The 15,855-nt window shown below is 69.7% G+C and carries 16 protein-coding genes and 1 tRNA gene; 11 read left to right on the top strand and 6 right to left on the bottom strand.

Annotation, left to right across the window (positions count from 1 at the left end; all coding sequences use genetic code 11):
• The first annotated feature begins 8 nt into the window (after positions 1 to 8).
• The 4 genes from KO353_RS16645 (at position 9) to KO353_RS02965 (ending at position 2,944) form a co-directional block, all read left to right on the top strand.
• Positions 9 to 278, top strand: a complete 270-nt coding sequence (locus KO353_RS16645) for a light-harvesting protein (protein ID WP_218286284.1) — start codon at positions 9 to 11, stop codon at positions 276 to 278.
• A 272-nt stretch (positions 279 to 550) separates the two neighbouring features.
• The gene (locus tag KO353_RS02975; RefSeq protein WP_218286283.1) at positions 551 to 1,978 is read left to right on the top strand and encodes an MFS transporter; all 1,428 of its coding nucleotides are present in this window, start codon (positions 551 to 553) and stop codon (positions 1,976 to 1,978) included.
• Positions 1,979 to 1,991: 13 nt separating this feature from the next.
• Positions 1,992 to 2,615, top strand: coding sequence for a hypothetical protein (locus KO353_RS02970; protein ID WP_218286282.1), 624 nt, complete (start codon positions 1,992 to 1,994; stop codon positions 2,613 to 2,615).
• A 68-nt stretch (positions 2,616 to 2,683) separates the two neighbouring features.
• Entirely contained in the window at positions 2,684 to 2,944 is a 261-nt protein-coding gene (locus tag KO353_RS02965) for a hypothetical protein (RefSeq protein WP_218286281.1), read from the top strand.
• A gap of 133 nt (positions 2,945 to 3,077) precedes the next feature.
• On the opposite strand, the gene glnA is transcribed toward KO353_RS02965, so the two are convergent.
• The gene (gene glnA, locus KO353_RS02960; protein ID WP_218286280.1) at positions 3,078 to 4,496 is read right to left on the bottom strand and encodes a type I glutamate--ammonia ligase; all 1,419 of its coding nucleotides are present in this window, start codon (positions 4,494 to 4,496) and stop codon (positions 3,078 to 3,080) included.
• Between the two features lie 160 nt (positions 4,497 to 4,656).
• A complete protein-coding gene (locus KO353_RS02955) occupies positions 4,657 to 4,995 on the bottom strand; it encodes a P-II family nitrogen regulator (RefSeq protein ID WP_218286279.1) in 339 nt (112 codons plus the stop codon).
• A 279-nt stretch (positions 4,996 to 5,274) separates the two neighbouring features.
• On the opposite strand from KO353_RS02955, the gene KO353_RS02950 reads away from it, so the two are divergent.
• From KO353_RS02950 to KO353_RS02940, 3 genes are all read left to right on the top strand, one after another.
• A complete protein-coding gene (locus tag KO353_RS02950; protein ID WP_218286278.1) occupies positions 5,275 to 6,477 on the top strand; it encodes an aminotransferase in 1,203 nt (400 codons plus the stop codon).
• A gap of 30 nt (positions 6,478 to 6,507) precedes the next feature.
• Positions 6,508 to 6,583, top strand: a tRNA-His gene (locus KO353_RS02945).
• 451 nt (positions 6,584 to 7,034) lie between these two features.
• Positions 7,035 to 7,838 carry an aspartate dehydrogenase gene (locus KO353_RS02940; protein WP_218286277.1) on the top strand — a complete coding sequence of 268 codons (804 nt, stop codon included), beginning with the start codon at positions 7,035 to 7,037 and terminating at the stop codon, positions 7,836 to 7,838.
• Positions 7,839 to 7,840: 2 nt separating this feature from the next.
• Here the strand turns inward: KO353_RS02940 and KO353_RS02935 are convergent, their stop codons facing one another.
• A complete protein-coding gene (locus KO353_RS02935) occupies positions 7,841 to 8,794 on the bottom strand; it encodes a calcium/sodium antiporter (RefSeq protein ID WP_218286276.1) in 954 nt (317 codons plus the stop codon).
• Positions 8,795 to 8,941: 147 nt separating this feature from the next.
• Between KO353_RS02935 and KO353_RS02930 the strand changes: the two genes are divergently transcribed.
• On the top strand, positions 8,942 to 9,565 hold the full coding sequence (locus tag KO353_RS02930) for a MarC family protein (protein ID WP_218286275.1): 624 nt from the start codon (positions 8,942 to 8,944) through the stop codon (positions 9,563 to 9,565).
• A gap of 30 nt (positions 9,566 to 9,595) precedes the next feature.
• Here the strand turns inward: KO353_RS02930 and KO353_RS02925 are convergent, their stop codons facing one another.
• The 3 genes from KO353_RS02925 to KO353_RS02915 all read right to left on the bottom strand — a co-directional run bounded on the left by KO353_RS02925 (position 9,596) and on the right by KO353_RS02915 (position 13,608).
• Positions 9,596 to 10,780, bottom strand: a complete 1,185-nt coding sequence (locus KO353_RS02925; RefSeq protein WP_218286274.1) for a M20 aminoacylase family protein — start codon at positions 10,778 to 10,780, stop codon at positions 9,596 to 9,598.
• Positions 10,781 to 10,795: 15 nt separating this feature from the next.
• Complete coding sequence (locus tag KO353_RS02920) at positions 10,796 to 11,731, bottom strand: NAD(P)H-binding protein (RefSeq protein WP_235691997.1); 936 nt, start codon at positions 11,729 to 11,731, stop codon at positions 10,796 to 10,798.
• Positions 11,732 to 11,886: 155 nt separating this feature from the next.
• Complete coding sequence (locus KO353_RS02915; protein WP_218286273.1) at positions 11,887 to 13,608, bottom strand: dihydroxy-acid dehydratase; 1,722 nt, start codon at positions 13,606 to 13,608, stop codon at positions 11,887 to 11,889.
• 180 nt (positions 13,609 to 13,788) lie between these two features.
• On the opposite strand from KO353_RS02915, the gene rplM reads away from it, so the two are divergent.
• From rplM to argC, 3 genes are all read left to right on the top strand, one after another.
• Positions 13,789 to 14,250 (top strand): 50S ribosomal protein L13, encoded by a 462-nt coding sequence (rplM, locus tag KO353_RS02910; RefSeq protein WP_218286272.1) that lies wholly within the window; start codon positions 13,789 to 13,791, stop codon positions 14,248 to 14,250.
• Position 14,251: 1 nt separating this feature from the next.
• Positions 14,252 to 14,740: a 30S ribosomal protein S9 gene (gene rpsI, locus KO353_RS02905; RefSeq protein ID WP_218286271.1), complete on the top strand. Its 489-nt coding sequence runs from the start codon at positions 14,252 to 14,254 to the stop codon at positions 14,738 to 14,740.
• Positions 14,741 to 14,881: 141 nt separating this feature from the next.
• Positions 14,882 to 15,826, top strand: a complete 945-nt coding sequence (argC, locus tag KO353_RS02900; protein ID WP_218286270.1) for an N-acetyl-gamma-glutamyl-phosphate reductase — start codon at positions 14,882 to 14,884, stop codon at positions 15,824 to 15,826.
• Positions 15,827 to 15,855 lie beyond the last annotated feature (29 nt).

The following is a 15,855-nucleotide window of genomic DNA, read 5'->3' as shown; positions in this document are numbered from 1 at the left end:
GCAGCACCATGAACAACGGACGTATCTGGTGCGTGGTGAAGCCAACCGTCGGCCTGCCGCTTTTCCTCGGCGGGGTGGCGGTGATCGCGCTCACGGTCCATGCCGCCGTGATGACCAACACCACCTGGATGGCGGACTACTGGCAGGGCAACAAGCCGCGCCGGGCCGAGGTCCAGACCCCTTCGGTCAACGTCGCCCAAAGCACGGCGGACCAGCCCATGTGGTCACCGTCATGCCGGTCTCCGGCATGCCGGCTGACGCGGCTGCCTTCGTTGTGACGATCACGCCACGGGGCGGCACGCCGCAGAGCGTGACGCTGCTGCACCGGCCCCAGGCACCGCCCGGCGAGGCGCCGGCGGCAGCGCCGACGCAATAGCGCGCGAGGCACGGCCGGCGGGGCCGCCCTGCCCGACCCGGGCGGGGCCGGCTTGCCGTCGCCCGGACCATCCACCCGGCGCAGGGGCTGGGCTCGGTCTGCTGCCCGTACCGAGCGCCGGTCCGGACCGGACGCCGTGCTGGTGATGGCACCTGTCGCGGCAGGGTCGAGGCGATGAACCGGATCAGCCAGAAGGCCATGCGGCTTTGGGTCGAGGCAGGGCCGCGTTTCCTGCCCTTCGCCGATGCCGCCTCGCCCGAACTGCCGCTCCCGCGGCTGTTGCGCCTCTCGCTCGTTCAGGTCTCGGTTGGCATCTCGCTCGTGCTGCTCGTCGGCACGCTGAACCGGGTGATGATCGCCGAGCTCGGCCTCGCCGCCTCGATCGTCGCGAGTATGATCGCTTTGCCGGTTCTGTTCGCTCCGTTCCGGGCGCTGATCGGATACCGGTCCGACACCTATCGTTGCGTGCTCGGCTGGCGTCGCGTGCCGTTCCTGTTCCACGGCGCGATGCTGCAGTTCGGCGGCCTTGCCATCATGCCCTTCGCTCTCCTCGTGCTTGCGGGAGAGGGGCAGGCGGCGCGCGCCCCCGCCTGGATCGGCCAGGTCTCCGCGGCGATCGCCTTCCTCCTCGTCGGCGGCGGCCTGCACACCACCCAGACAGTGGAGCTTGCGCTCGCGACCGATCTCTGCCGGCCGGAGCAGCGTCCCAACATGGTCGGGCTGATGTACGCGATGCTGCTCGTCGGCATGATCGGAAGCGCGCTCGTCTTCGGCCTCGCGCTCGAGCCGTTCAGCCCGGGCCGACTGATCCAGGTGATCCAGGGCTCAGCCGTGGTCACGCTCGCGCTCAACGGCATCGCGCTCTGGAAACAGGAGCCGCGCCGTCGCGGCCTCGATGCGCAGCCGTCCGACGATCCCGGTTTCGCCGAGGCGATCGCTCTCTATCTCTCCGCGAACCGGGCGGTGGCGCGACTGGTTGCGATCGGCCTCGGAACGATGGCCTTCGGCATGCAGGACGTCCTGCTCGAGCCCTATGGCGGCGAGGTGCTCGGCATGACGGTTTCGGAGACGACACGTCTCACGGCGAGCCTCGCGGGAGGCAGCCTCGCCGGCTTCGCCCTCGCCTCACGCGTGCTCAGCCGCGGCGCCGATCCGTTCCGCATGGCGCTCGGCGGCGGTATCGCGGGCGTGGCCGGCTTCGCCGCCGTGCTTGCAGCTGCCCCGCTAGGGTCGGCGGCGCTGTTCGTCGTAGGCGTTCTGGCGGTCGGCTTCGGCGGCGGGCTGTTCGGCCTCGGCACGCTCACCGCGACCATGAACCTTGCGCCGAAGGACCAGGTGGGCCTCGCCCTCGGTGCTTGGGGTGCGGTGCAGGCGACGGCCGCAGGCGTCGGCGTGGCGCTCGGCGCACCGATTCGCGACCTCGCCCAGGCGAGCCAAAACCTCGTCGCCGCGCTCGGCCCCGCCGCTGGATACACGCTCGTCTTCGCGCTCGAGATCGCGCTTCTGCTTGCGGCGCTCGCGACGATGCTGCCATTGCTTTCGCGCGCGGGTGCCGCGGCGCCCGCGCACGGCTATCCCCGAAACATCTCTGTCTCACGCTGAGGGTGGACGGTCCATGACAACGATGATCAGCCGGTTCTATGCGAGCCGTCGGCGGGCCGAGGCGGCGGCGGGCGAGCTCCGCAACGCAGGCTTCCGCGACGTCCACCGCTTCGGCGCGGCGGAGGGGGAGACGGCCCCTGACCGGGAGGGCGAGATCGCGGCCCTGCGCGCGATCGGGATCACGCGCGCGATGGCCGAAACCTTCGCCGACCGGATGGCCGCGGGCAACGAGCTCGTGATCGTGTTCGCGCCCTTCGGCAAGGCCCGGCTCGCGACCACGATCCTCGACCGGCACGAGCCGGTCGGCGAGGCAGTGGCTGCGCCCGCACCCTCGGCTCCGATGCGTCAGGACGCCACGCCGCTCTCGACCGCTCTCGGGCTTTCCGTGCTCGCGAAGACGAAGCTTCCCTTCGAGAGCACCTTCGGCATCCCGTCACTCACCCGTCCTGGCTGGTTCGCCACCGGGGGCTTGGGTTTCGGCAAGGCCAATCCCGCCCCGTTCTCCTCGGCGCTCGGCCTGCCGCTTCTCGCCAGAGGGGCGACGCCGCTCTCCTCGATGCTCGGGATGCGGTGCCTCTCGAGCAACCCGACCCCGCTCTCCTCGACCATCGGCATGCCGCTCTTGAAGGGGAGCTGAACGGCGCCCCATTCCCTCGCGCGCCCCCTGTGCTCTAGGCTCGCTCCCTCGCGTGCACGGAGGGGCGTATGGACGGGGCGACGTTCGCGGTTCTGAACCTTCTGCTGGTCAAGGGGCCGATCCTCGCGATCGCGCTCTACCAGCTCTGGTCGTTGCGCTTCTACCCCAAGCCTCCCGGACGCGAGGAGAGGGCCGCCCCGCCACCGACGCCGCGCGGCGATGACCGCAAGGAGATGCCGCGCAAGCCTCTGCCCGACTGCCTGATCCCCCGCCCGCTCGCGCTGCCTGCGCCCGAGCGACGCGAGGAACGGGTGCGCGAACTCGCCTGATCGCCGACCGGCGGGGAGGCAAAAAGCGGAGCCCGCCGTGCGGCGGGCTCCCTCAGTTTCCCTTCGGAGTTCCCAGGAGAATGCCGGCCCGCTAGGGTGCGGACCGGCGTTCTCCCCGGGGCAGCGACGCTGCTCAGACCGAGTAGTACATCTCGAACTCGACCGGGTGCGGCGTGTGCTCGAAGCGGTACACCTCGTTCCACTTCAGTTCGATGTAGGACTGGATCTGGTCGAGGTTGAACACATCCCCCTTCAGCAGGAACTCGTGGTCCGCCTCGAGCGCGCCGAGCGCCTCGCGCAGGCTGCCGCAGACGGTCGGGATCCCCTTCAGCTCCTCGGGCGGCAGGTCATAGAGGTCCTTGTCCATCGCCTCGCCGGGATGGATCCGGTTCTGGATGCCGTCGAGCCCGGCCATCAGCATCGCCGAGAAGGCGAGATAGGGGTTGGCCGACGGGTCGGGGAAGCGCACCTCGACGCGCTTCGCCTTCGGGCTCGTCGCGTAAGGGATGCGGCAGGAGGCAGAGCGGTTGCGCGCCGAGTAGGCGAGCAGAACCGGCGCCTCAAAGCCCGGGATAAGCCGCTTGTAGGAGTTCGTCGTCGGATTGGTGAAGGCGTTGAGCGCCTTCGCGTGCTTGATGATCCCGCCGATGTAGTAGAGCGCCGTCTCGGAGAGGTCAGCATAGCCGTTGCCGGCGAAGAGCGGCTTGCCCTTCTTCCAGATCGACTGGTGCACGTGCATCCCTGAGCCGTTGTCGCCGTAGATCGGCTTCGGCATGAAGGTCGCGGTCTTGCCGTAGCTGTGCGCGACGTTGTGGATCACGTACTTGTAGATCTGCATCTGGTCCGCCATGCGGAGCAGCGTGCTGAACTTCATCCCGAGCTCGTGTTGGCTCTGGGCGACCTCGTGGTGGTGCTTCTCGATCACCACGCCCATCTCGCCCATGGTCGAGAGCATCTCGGCGCGCAGGTCGCTCTCGCTGTCGACCGGCGGGACCGGGAAGTAGCCGCCCTTCACGGCCGGGCGGTGCCCCATGTTGCCCTCGGGATAGTCCTTCAGGCTCGCCTGCGGCCCTTCCATGCTGTCGAGCTGGTAGATCCCGTAGTTGCCGCCCGTGCCGAACTTCACGCTGTCGAACACGAAGAACTCAGCCTCGGGGCCGAAATAGGCGGTGTCGCCGATGCCGGTCGCGGCGAGATAGGCCTCCGCCTTCTTGGCGGTCGAGCGCGGGTCGCGCGTGTAGGCCTGGCCCGTCGACGGCTCGATGATGTCGCAGAAGAGGATCAGCGAGGGCTTCGCTGCGAAGGGGTCCATCACCGCCGACGCCGGATCGGGCATCAGGATCATGTCGCTCTCGTTGATCGCCTTCCAGCCGGCGATCGAGGACCCGTCGAACATGATCCCGTCAGTGAACACGTCCTCGTCGATCGTCGAGACGTGCTGGGCGGTGTGCTGCCACTTCCCGCGCGGGTCGGTGAAGCGGAGATCGACGTACTCGACGGAGTGCTCCTTGAGCATGTCGAGCACCTTCTTCACTTCGGGCTTCGGAGCCATGGTTCCCCTTCCTTGCGTGGTTCCGGTCAGGTTGGAGCCGCGCCCGCTCCGGGCACGGCGGAGGATCGGCCTGTGGGACTGCCGCCGGCCGCGCGGCCCGCCCTTCGCGCTTCTGCCGCGGCGGACGGGAGAGCTGAAGACTGTCTCTGCCTCTGAGGCGCTAGATCGCGTCCTCCCCGCGCTCGCCGGTGCGGATTCGGATCGCCTCCTCGACCGAGGTGATGAAGATCTTGCCGTCACCGATGCGGCCGGTGCGCGCGGCCGACATGATCGCCTCCACCGCGCGATCGACGAGCGAATCCTCGCAGACGACCTCGATCTTCACCTTCGGCAGGAAATCGACGACGTACTCAGCGCCGCGATAGAGCTCCGTGTGGCCCTTCTGGCGCCCGAACCCTTTCGCCTCGACGACGGTGATCCCTTGAAGCCCCACCTCGTGCAGCGCCTCCTTCACCTCGTCGAGCTTGAACGGTTTGATGATGGCCTCGATCTTTTTCATGACGCTTGTTCCGGGATGATCCCCACTACCGCCGACGTGCCAAGAACGCCGCGGCGCGGCCCCCCGGTCCTCACGGCGCGCCGACCTTGCACGGGATGTGCCACGCCATCAAGCCCGTGCCGTCGAAGCGTGGGGATGTCGGGGCGATGGCGGCCGGCATCGGCTCTGAGCATCTGCCTGTTTTTGCGGCAGAGCGCCATGTCGGCGTTGCGCCGCAGCGGCGCCACGCCCATAGTCCGGCGGGGGATGCCTCGGTCAACGATGGGGGCTGCGCGAGCGATGAAGGCGCCGAACACGCTGCTTGCCAATACCGGCACGACGATCTTCACCGTGATGAGCGCGCTCGCCGTCGAGCACGGCGCAGTCAATCTGGGCCAGGGCTTCCCCGACGCCGACGGCCCTGCCGATGTGGTGCGGGCAGCGGCCGATGCCCTGCTCGACGGGCGGAACCAGTACCCGCCGCTGACCGGAGTGCCTGAGCTTCGCGCCGCGGTGGCTGCTGCCAATCGACGCTTCTGGGGCATCGAGGCCGACCCGGCGACCGAGGTGGTCGTCACCTCAGGGGCGACGGAGGCGATCACCGCCTGCCTGATGGCTGTGCTCGACCCGGGCGACGAAGTGGTGTTGATCGAGCCGCTCTACGACACCTACCTGCCTGTGGTGCGGATGCTCGGGGCGGTGCCGAAACTCGTCCGCCTCGAGCCGCCGAAGTGGGAGCTGCCGCGTGCCGCGCTTGCCGCCGCCTTCGGGCCGCGCACCAAGGCGCTCCTGATGAACTCACCGCAGAACCCCTGCGCGAAGGTGTTCACCGCCGCCGAGCTCGCCTTCCTCGCCGACCTCCTGCAGAAGCATGACGCCTATGCGATCTGCGACGAGGTGTACGAGCATCTCACCTTCGATGGCTGGCGCCACATCCCGCTGATGAGCCTTCCTGGCATGCGCGAGCGCTGCATGCGCATCGGCTCGGCAGGCAAAACCTTCTCTCTGACCGGCTGGAAGGTCGGCTACGTGACGGCGCCGGCGCGCCTTGCTGGCGTCGTCGCCAAGGCGCACCAGCTTCTCACCTTCACAACGCCGCCGAACCTGCAGCGCGCGGTCGCTCTTGGCCTTGCCAAGCCGGATGCGTATTTCGCGGAGCTCGCCGCCGAGCTCCAAGGCAAGCGCGACCGGCTCTCTGCCGGGCTTGCGCGCCTGGGCTTCGGCGTGCTCGAGACGCGCGGCAGCTACTTCGTCTCGGCCGATTTCCGTCCCTTGGGCTTCGCGGGCGACGACGTCGCCTTCTGCCGGTGGCTGACCGAGACGGCCAAAGTCGCGGCGATCCCGGTCTCAGCCTTCTATGCCGATGCGGCGACGGCGCCGCGGCACTATGTCCGGTTCGCCTTCTGCAAGCATAACTCGACGCTCGACCTCGCGCTCGCGCGGCTTGAGGCGGCGTTGTCCGCGCGCACGCCCCAGGGTGCGCCGAGGGCGTTGACGGCATGAGGCGAGGAGGCGTATTGGCGCCGCCGTGCGGCGGCCTTAGCTCAGTTGGTAGAGCGCCAGGTTGTGGTCCTGGATGTCACGGGTTCGAGTCCCGTAGGTCGCCCCAGCGCTGCCCCGGACCGATTGTCCGGCCCGACTGATCATCACGCACAGCTGATCCGTCCACTCAGGTCTGTCCGGGCGACAGGGCGGTTCGCGGCCTCCGTTTTGTTCGTGCGAGTCGTGCTCGCGCACCAGTGGAGGTCGAGGGCGCCCTGTCAAACGCGCCGTCGGCAGCGGCACAATCGCGCCGATACATCAGCGCCTCGTCGTGCGCCGAGGTCGAGGCGAGCATCGACGCTGTCGCACAGACCGTCTTCGCCCCCTACTCCTCCGTCGCAAGGAGCCTCTGCGCGCTGGTCGGCCGGAGCTCTCCGGTATCGCTCCGCCTCGCCATCTCACTTGACGGGAGCGAGCGGCGCCGTCACGCGGTGACGCGGGCCGCGTGGCGCGATGGCGGGCCGTGCCGGCCCGTCCGCGGCTCCCGAAGTGTCGGTCCTCTCAGAAAGGTATGGCAGATGCTCACGGTTGGAATCGCAGGGCTCGGGGCGATCGGTCTCACGCTTGCCAAGGCGCTCGATGCCGGTGTGGAGGGCTTGCGCCTCGTTGCGGTCGCCGCACGCGACAGGGACAAGGCGAGGGCGGCGGTGGCGGGCTTCGCCTCCCCGCCCGTGGTGACCGACGTCGCCGATCTCGCAGGGCTCGCCGACGTGGTCGTGGAGGCCGCTCCCGCCGCCGCCTTCGAGGCGATCGTCTCGCCCGCCATCGAGGCGGGGCGAATCGCGGTGGTGTCCTCCGTCGGCGCGCTCTTGCCGCGCATGCAGCTCGTCGAGCGGGCCAGGGAGACCGGCGCGCGGATCATCGTGCCGACCGGCGCTCTCCTCGGCCTCGATGCCGTCCGCGCCGCTGCCGAGGGAAAGGTCGAGAGTGTGACGCTCGTGACGCGTAAGCCGCCCCGCGGGCTTGCCGGCGCTCCCTATCTCGAACAGCACGGCATCGATGTGACAACGATCACGACGCCGACGAGGGTGTTCGCAGGCAGTGCCCGCGAGGGAGCGATCGGGTTCCCGGCGAACGTCAATGTCGCAGCCGCGCTCGCGCTCGCAGGCATCGAGCCGGATCGCACGCGGCTCGAGATCTGGGCCGATCCGACCGTCACGCGCAACACCCACACGGTGACGGTGGAGGCGGACACGGTGCGGCTGACGATGACGATCGAGAACGTTCCGTCGGAGGAGAACCCCCGCACCGGCAAGATCACCCCACTGTCCCTGCTCGCCTGCCTGAGGGGGCTGACCGCGACGCTGAAGGTCGGGACGTAGCCTCAAGCGCCGAGGATCAGCCGCCCCACATAGAGCCCGTAGCCCGCGAGCATCACGGCGCCGAGCGCGCGCCCGACGCGCCCGGAGATCATCGCGGGCAAAAGAAGCAGGCTTGCCGCGGCCATCACCCACATCTCCGTGCGCGCGATCTCGGGCGGGATCGCGGTCGGCGCGATCACCGACGCCACGCCGAGAATGGCGAGGATGTTGTAGATGTTCGAGCCGAGGATGTTGCCGAGCGCGATGTCGGAATGGCGCCGCAACGCGGCGACGATCGAGGTCACAAGCTCCGGCAGGGAGGTGCCGACCGCGACCAGGGTGAGCCCGATCACCACTTCCGACACGCCGATGGCACGGGCGATGGCAACCGCCGCCCCGATCATCAGCTCGCCGCCCAGCACGAGCAGGCCGATGCCGGCCGCGACCATCAAGGCCGACAGCAGCGGGGTGCGTGGAACCTTCTGCACCTCCTCCGCCTCGGCGGCGTGCAGCGCACCCGAGGCCGTGCCGCCGCCACGCTCCTGCAGGTAGGTGAGCACGGTCGCTCCGGCGAGCAGGCAGAGGCAGAGCACGCCGTGCCACCAGAGCAGCCTGTCGGTCGAGAGTGCGATGGCGAGGAACACCACCGTCGCGCCGAGCACGAACAGCCCATCGCGCCGGATCGCCTCTGGCCTGACCGAGATCGGCCAGATGAGAGCGGCGACGGCAAGGATCAGCAGCACATTGGCGATGTTCGAGCCGACGACATTGCCGACGGCGATCCCGCCCAAGCCCTTCAGCGCCGCCTCCACCGAGACGACGAGCTCGGGCGTCGAGGTGCCCCAGGCGACGATCGTGACGCCAACGAGAAGCGGCGAGACGCCGAGACGCCGCGCGAGCCCCACGCCGCCGCGCACGAGGCCTTCGGCGCCGAGAACGAGAAGGCCCAAGCCCGCGAGAAGCCACACGAGATCCATTCACCCCTCCGGAGACAGCCAGCGAGGGTCCGACATCGCAGGACGGTCCTGCCAGAGGGGCCCGAACCCCGGGCATGGCGGCAGGTGGCAGCGTGACGGGCGCCCGTCAAGCATGGTCGCCCGGCCGCGCCCGTGCCACGCTGAGGCATGGTTGAGACCTTCCTCTACGCTTTCGTCGCCCTGCTCGTGATCTTCGATCCGCCCGGAACGGCGGCGATCTTCATCGCCATCACCCCGCGCGACAGCGACGCCAAGCGCCGAGAGCAGGCTGTGCGCGCGGTCGGAATCTCCTTCGCGGTGCTCGCGGGCTTCGCGCTCGGCGGGGAGTGGCTGATGCGCGCGATGGGGGTGACGCTTCCTGCCTTCCAGGTGGCGGGCGGAATCCTTCTCTTCCTTCTTGCGACCGACATGGTGATGGTGCGCGACAGCGGCCTGCGGCGGACCACGGAGCGCGAGACAGCGGAAGCCGAGCGCGAGACCGACATCGCCGTCTTTCCGCTCGCGATCCCACTCATCGCGGGCCCTGGGGCGATGACGACGATGGTCCTGCTTCGCGGCCGTGCGGGAGACGATCCATGGCTGCTTGCGGCCCTCGGCGCAGCGCTCGCGGTCGCGCTTATCGTCACGCTTGTGTCGCTGCTTGCGGCGAAGCGGCTCATGCGCCTGCTCGGCGAGACGGGGACGAACGTGATCGGCCGCGTGCTCGGGCTGGTCGTCGCCGCGCTTGCCGCGCAGATCACCCTCGATGGCGTGCGCGCGATCCTCCCCTGACCGCGCCCGGGGCTGGCTCGAAGCCGCGCGTCAGCCGGCCGCCCTCCGCGGCAGAAGCCGTTCCGCGAGTGTTGCGAACCACGACGCGCCGATCGGCAGGATGTCGTCATTGAAGTCGTAGCGGGGGTGGTGCACGGCGGCGTCGTCCTCGCCCCTGCCGCCGCCGAGCATCAGATAGGCGCCGGGCTTGTGCTCGAGCATGAAGGCGAAGTCCTCCCCGCCCATGGTCGGCCGCGGCATCTCCGCAACTTGTGCCTCGCCCTGGACGGCGATCGCCGCGTCCCGCGCGAGAGCCGTGCTCTCCGCCTCGTTCACGGTCGCCGGATAGGCGCGTTGGAACTCGGCCTTTGCGGTCGCTCCGAAGGCGCGGGCGATGTTCTCGGCCGTCTCGATGGTCCTCTGCTCGAGCAGCGCCCCCGTCTCCGGCGTCAGCCAGCGCGCCGTGCCGCGAAGCCGGACGGTCTCGGGGATCACGTTGTGCGCGAATCCTCCCTCGAGCCAGGTGATCGAGAGCACGCCGCTCTCGACGGGGTCTAGGTTGCGCGCGACCACGCCCTGGAGCGCGGTGATGATGTGGGCGCCGACGAGCACCGGGTCGATGCCGAGATTGGGCATCGCCCCGTGCGCGCCCTTGCCGGTGACGGTGATGTCGATTGCCGCGACGGCTGCCATGACCGGGCCGGTGCGCCACAGGAACATTCCGGCCGGCGCCTTGGGCCAGTTGTGCAGGGCGAACACGCGATCGGCCGGAAAGCGGTCGAACAGGCCCTCGCGGATCATCACCTCCGCGCCGCCGCCCATCTCCTCGGCCGGCTGGAAGAAGAGATAGACGGTGCCGGCGAAGTTCCGCGTCTCGGCGAGATAGCGTGCCGCCCCGAGCAGCATCGTGGTGTGCCCGTCATGGCCGCAGGCATGCATCACCCCGGGCCGCGTCGAAGCGTAAGGAGCGCCCGTCTCCTCCTGGATTGGCAGCGCATCCATGTCGGCGCGCAGCCCGATCGCACCAGGGCCCGGCTCCGCCCCTCGGATCACGCCGACGACGCCTGTCCGCGCAAGCCCGGTATGGACCTCGTCCACGCCGAACGCCTTGAGCTTCTCGGCCACCACTGCCGCGGTGCGCACCTCCTCGAAGGCGAGCTCGGGATGGGCGTGGAAGTCGCGCCGCCAGGCGATCATCTCGTCGTGGAAGGCGGCGATCCGGTTGTGCACGGGCATCAGTGTCTCCGTTCGTCAGGTAGCGCTCGAGCGAGGGAAGGTGAGGGCGAGGCCTTCCTCGAGGCGCATCGGGGAAAAGCCGAGCAGGGCGCGCGCAGGGCCGATGTCGAACGCCTTGTCCTCGACAAGGCGCCTGATCTCGGCCTGTCGCACGCGCGGCAGCCCTGGCACGGCGGACAGGATCGCACCGAGCGCTTGGGCGACCGCAAGCGGCACCGGGATGATCCTGACGCTCCGACCGACGGCTCGCGCGACGGCCTTCACGAACGACGCATAAGGCACGGGCTCGGGGCCAGCGATCACGATCGGGTGTGGCGAGCTCACGCGCCGCTCGACGGCGGCGACGATGGCCGCGGCGAGATCGGTCGTATGCACCGGCTGGATAAGGCTACGCCCGCCTGCGGGAAGGGGCACCACACCAAGCCGGGCGAGGCGGGCGATCCGCTGCACGTTGTTCTCCCCCTCGGCGCCGTAGATCATCGTGGGGTAGAGGAGGACGCCAGGGGAGCCAAGCGCCCCGAATCGCTCCTCGAGCGCGAGCACGCCCCGCGCCCGTTGGTCGGGGAAGCGCGTGTAGCGCCGCGTCGAGCCCAAGAGAACGAGATGCGGATAGGGTGGGCGAAGAGCGTCGAGTAGGGCGATGGAGGCGTCAGCTGGGGCGCAGGAGACGACGCTGTCGGCGCCGGCGCAGCCCTCCGCCTGGCCGGCGGGGTCGGGTGCGACGACGAGGTCGGCGCCCGCGGGAACGCCGCCGGCACGGTCGGCGCTGCGGACGATCGCGCGCACCCCGAAGCCTCTCGCGAGCAACGCACGCGCGACTATGGCGCCGTTCTTCCCCCCGGCGGCGAGCACGGCCACGGTTCGCGGTGCCGACTGCCCGCCACCGACCGCCTCTCCCTCCGTTCCGCGATCACGCTCCCCGCCGCCCATCCCCTCGGCATTCCCCGTCATCGATCAAGGCCTCTGCCCCCTCGTGCCGACCCGCCTCCGCTGCCGGCCTCGCACCACCCGGCCGCGGTTCACGCAGAGGCAGGCTGGACGATGCGCCGCTTCCTACGCGATCGGCAACGGCGCGCGTGACAGCCCCGGGCGCGTCCCGAGGCGGGTCATTCTCCTCGCGGCCGCAGGAAGGCGAAATCCACCCCCTCGTCGGCCTGGAGCACCTCGCGCTGCCAGAGCTTGTCCCAGCCGCGCAGGGCGGCGGGCGGCGGCGTCCAGGCGGCGCGGCGGCGGGCGAGCTCGTCTTCGGCCACGAGCAGGTCGATCCGCCGCTCGCGCACCGAGAGGCGGATCCGATCGCCTGTGCGCACGAGAGCAAGCGCGCCGCCCTCCGCCGCCTCAGGCGTGACGTGCAGCACGATCGTTCCGAAGGCGGTGCCGGACATCCGCGCATCGGAGATCCGCACCATGTCCTTCACGCCGGCGCGGGCGAGCTTTCTGGGGATCGGAAGGTAGCCCGCCTCGGGCATGCCATACCCGCCTTTGGGGCCCGCGTTCTGGAGCACGAGCATGTCTTCGGGCGTCACGTCCAAATCGTCGCGGTCGATCCGCTCGGCAAGGTCGGGCAGCGAGGCGAATACCACCGCCCGCGCCTCCTTCTCGAACAAGGACGGATCGGCGGCTGAGCGCTTGAGGATCGCCCCGCGCGGCGCGAGCGAGCCGAACAGGGCGACGAGCCCCCCCACCGGCGAGACCGGGTCGGAGACGGGCCGGATCACCGCTGGGTCGGAGAAGCTTCCCTCCTCGCGGTCGAGCCGCTCACGCAACGTCTCGCCGGTGACCGTCGGCACGTCGAGATGGAGGAGCGGCCGCAACGCGCGCAGCACCGCCCCCATCGCTCCGGCGGTGTGGAAATCCTCCATGTAGCCTTCGCCCGTCGGCTTGAGGTCGACAAGGACGGGAGTTTCGTCGGAGAGCCGGTTGAGACGGGCGAGATCGAGCCTGATGCCGGCGCGGCCGGCGATCGCCGTGAGGTGAATGATCGCGTTCGTCGAGCCGCCAAGCGCGAGCAGAACGCGCAGGGCGTTCTCCAAACTCTCGGGCGTCACGAGATCGCGCGGGCGCACCGCGCGCCGTTCCGTCGCGAGCCTGACCGCGAGCGCGCCGGAGGCTTCCGCCGCTCGCATCCGGTCTGCGTGCACGGCCGGGATCGCCGCCGTGCCCGGGAGGGTGAAGCCAAGCGTCTCGGCGATCGCTGCCATGGTGGAGGCGGTTCCCATCACGCCGCAGGTTCCGGCGGTGGTCGCAAGCTTGCCCTCGATCCGCTCGATCCGACCGGCGTCTATCTCGCCCGCGCGGAAGCGCGCCCAGAAGCGCCGGCAATCGGTGCAGGCGGAGAGGCGCTCGCCCTCGAACCGCGTGGCGAGCATCGGGCCTGCGACGACGAGAACGCAGGGGATGTTGGCCGAGACAGCGGCCATCAGCTGAGCGGGCACCGTCTTGTCGCAGCCGCCCAGCAGAACGACCGAATCGAGCGGCTGGGCGCGCAGCATCTCCTCCGTGTCGATCGCCGCGAGGTTGCGGTAATACATCGAGCAGGGGGAGAGCGAGGGCTCGCAGACGCTGATCGTCGGGAAGGGAAGGGGAAGCCCGCCCGAGGCGAGGATTCCCCGCTCGGCGGCTCGGACGAGCTCGGGGAAATGTCGGTGACAGTTGTTCAGCCCCGAGCTCGTGTCGCAGATGCCAACGGTCGGGCGCCCAAGCGCCTCGCGCGACCAGCCCATCGACAACATGAAGGAGCGCCGGAGATAGAGGGCGAAATCGCGGTCGCCATAGGTCGCGGCGTTGCGCGCAAGCCCGCCCGGCCCCTCTGCTCGATCCTCGCCCATGGCTCCGCTCCTCGCTACTGCACGCCACGGTAGGGCTCTCGCACGATCCGGGGAAGGGTTGCGGTATCCGGATACCACATCCAGGAGACGTCTGATTCTCCTTGACCTCCGGCGTCATCCCCCCTAGTGACCCGAACGCGTTGCGCCGGGGCCGTCCCGGCCTCGATGGATCGGAATGCGATGAAGACCGTCTCGATCAAACCGGCCGAGGTGAAGAAGGACTGGTGGCTTATCGACGCTGACGGGCTGGTGCTCGGCCGTCTTGCCTCACTGGTCGCAAGCCGCCTGCGCGGCAAGCACAAGCCCACCTTCACGCCGCATGTGGACTGCGGCGACCATGTCGTGATCATCAATGCCGAGAAGGTGAGGGTGACCGGCAACAAGGCTGACCAGTCGGTTTTCTACTGGCACACCGGCTACCCCGGTGGCGTGAAGGGCCGAACCATTCGGCAAAGGCTCCAGTCCCGGCATCCGGAGCGTGTGATCGAGAAGGCCGTCGAGCGTATGATCACGCGCGGTCCGCTAGGGCGGCGGCAGATGCGCAACCTGCATGTTTACGCCGGGCCTTCCCATCCGCACCAGGGACAGGCCCCGAAGCCGCTCGACGTCGCCGCGATGAACCGCAAGAACAAGGTGGGCTGAGATGGCAGCCGAAACCCTGACCTCGCTTGCCGACCTCAAGTCGATCGCCGGCGCCGCCGGCACGGCCCAGGAGGCGCCGAAGCGCGAGCCGAAGCGCGACGCGCTCGGGCGCGCCTATGCCACGGGGCGGCGCAAGAACGCCGTCGCCCGCGTCTGGGTCAAGCCCGGCAAGGGGAAGATCGAGGTCAACGGCAAGCCGGCGGAGCAGTATTTCGCCCGCCCTGTGCTGCGGATGCTGATCGCGCAGCCCTTCCTTGTGACTGACCGCTACAACCAGTTCGACGTGTTCTGCACGGTGAGCGGCGGTGGCCTCTCGGGCCAGGCCGGAGCGGTTCGGCATGGGCTGTCGCGCGCGCTCGTGAACTACGACCCCGAACTGCGCCGGATCCTCAAGGCGGCCGGATTCCTCACGCGCGATGCGCGTGTGGTCGAACGCAAGAAGTATGGTCGCGCGAAGGCGCGCCGCAGCTTCCAGTTCTCGAAGCGCTGAGCGGGGGCTGCTCGCCTCGCGGCGCACGCGGGGCAGCCTTGTATCGGGGGGCGGGGCCGGTTGGCTCCGCCCCCTTGCCATCGCCGGCGCCGCACTGGGAAAGTGCCTCCCGCCCCGCCGCTGAGGGTCGAGGAGGGTGGGATGGCACAGCGCACGGTGTTCATCGACGGAGAGGCCGGAACCACGGGCCTTCTCATCCGCCAACGGCTCGAGCGCCGACGCGACATCTCGCTTGTCACCCTTGCGCCGGAGCGGCGGAAGGACCCCGCGGCACGCGCCGAGGCGCTCGCGTCGGCCGACCTCGCCGTGCTCTGCCTGCCTGACGATGCCGCGCGCGAGGCGGTCGCGCTCGCCGACACGCTGCCCGGAGGCGGCCCGCGCTTGCTCGACGCCTCGACGGCCCATCGCGTCGCCCCGGGCTGGGTCTACGGCTTCCCCGAACTCTCGGCCGAGCAGGAGGCGGCGGTGCGACACGCCCGCCGTGTTGCCAACCCGGGCTGCTACCCGACCGGGGCCATCGCGCTCCTCCGCCCCCTCGTCGATTCTGGGCTGATCCCGCCCGACCACCCGCTCACGATCAACGCTGTCTCGGGCTACTCGGGCGGCGGGAAGAGCATGATCGCGAGCTACGAGGCTGGCACCGCACCCGCCTTCGAGCTCTACGCTCTGGGGCTCGAGCACAAGCACCTGCCCGAGATCGTCACCTATGCCGGGCTCACGCGGGCGCCAATCTTCGTCCCCTCCGTCGGCAATTTCCGCCAGGGCATGCTCGTCTCGATCCCGCTGCATCTCGACGCGCTCCCCGGGGCGCCTAAGCCCGCCGATCTCGAGGCAGCGCTTGCGGCTCGCTACGGCGGCAGCGCTTGTGTCCGGGTGGTCCCCACCGCAGGCGAGACGCGGCTTGAGCCGGAAGCTCTGAACGGGACGAACCTGCTCGAGCTTCGCGTGTTCGGCCACGAGTTGAAGCGCCAGGCGGTGCTGGTCGCGCGGCTCGACAATCTCGGCAAGGGCGCTTCCGGGGCGGCGGTGCAGAACCTCGCCTTGATGCTCGGCCTCGAACAGGATGAGGCGGCGCTCGCCGCCTGAGCAGCGTGGCTCGCGCGAATGGAGCTCTT

This window comes from Elioraea tepida (genome assembly GCF_019203965.1).
Taxonomy (GTDB): domain Bacteria; phylum Pseudomonadota; class Alphaproteobacteria; order Acetobacterales; family Acetobacteraceae; genus Elioraea_A; species Elioraea_A tepida.
The sequence above is the reverse complement of the archived record's forward strand: the minus strand, read 5'-3'. Positions and strand labels throughout refer to the sequence as shown.

Coding starts and splice junctions, on each gene's coding strand:
- KO353_RS16645 (WP_218286284.1), top strand. CDS start 9: ATGAACAACGGACGTATCTGGTGCGTGGTGAAGCCAACCGTCGGCCTG.
- KO353_RS02975 (WP_218286283.1), top strand. CDS start 551: ATGAACCGGATCAGCCAGAAGGCCATGCGGCTTTGGGTCGAGGCAGGG.
- KO353_RS02970 (WP_218286282.1), top strand. CDS start 1,992: ATGACAACGATGATCAGCCGGTTCTATGCGAGCCGTCGGCGGGCCGAG.
- KO353_RS02965 (WP_218286281.1), top strand. CDS start 2,684: ATGGACGGGGCGACGTTCGCGGTTCTGAACCTTCTGCTGGTCAAGGGG.
- glnA (WP_218286280.1), bottom strand. CDS start 4,496: ATGGCTCCGAAGCCCGAAGTGAAGAAGGTGCTCGACATGCTCAAGGAG.
- KO353_RS02955 (WP_218286279.1), bottom strand. CDS start 4,995: ATGAAAAAGATCGAGGCCATCATCAAACCGTTCAAGCTCGACGAGGTG.
- KO353_RS02950 (WP_218286278.1), top strand. CDS start 5,275: ATGAAGGCGCCGAACACGCTGCTTGCCAATACCGGCACGACGATCTTC.
- KO353_RS02940 (WP_218286277.1), top strand. CDS start 7,035: ATGCTCACGGTTGGAATCGCAGGGCTCGGGGCGATCGGTCTCACGCTT.
- KO353_RS02935 (WP_218286276.1), bottom strand. CDS start 8,794: ATGGATCTCGTGTGGCTTCTCGCGGGCTTGGGCCTTCTCGTTCTCGGC.
- KO353_RS02930 (WP_218286275.1), top strand. CDS start 8,942: ATGGTTGAGACCTTCCTCTACGCTTTCGTCGCCCTGCTCGTGATCTTC.
- KO353_RS02925 (WP_218286274.1), bottom strand. CDS start 10,780: ATGCCCGTGCACAACCGGATCGCCGCCTTCCACGACGAGATGATCGCC.
- KO353_RS02920 (WP_235691997.1), bottom strand. CDS start 11,731: ATGACGGGGAATGCCGAGGGGATGGGCGGCGGGGAGCGTGATCGCGGA.
- KO353_RS02915 (WP_218286273.1), bottom strand. CDS start 13,608: ATGGGCGAGGATCGAGCAGAGGGGCCGGGCGGGCTTGCGCGCAACGCC.
- rplM (WP_218286272.1), top strand. CDS start 13,789: ATGAAGACCGTCTCGATCAAACCGGCCGAGGTGAAGAAGGACTGGTGG.
- rpsI (WP_218286271.1), top strand. CDS start 14,252: ATGGCAGCCGAAACCCTGACCTCGCTTGCCGACCTCAAGTCGATCGCC.
- argC (WP_218286270.1), top strand. CDS start 14,882: ATGGCACAGCGCACGGTGTTCATCGACGGAGAGGCCGGAACCACGGGC.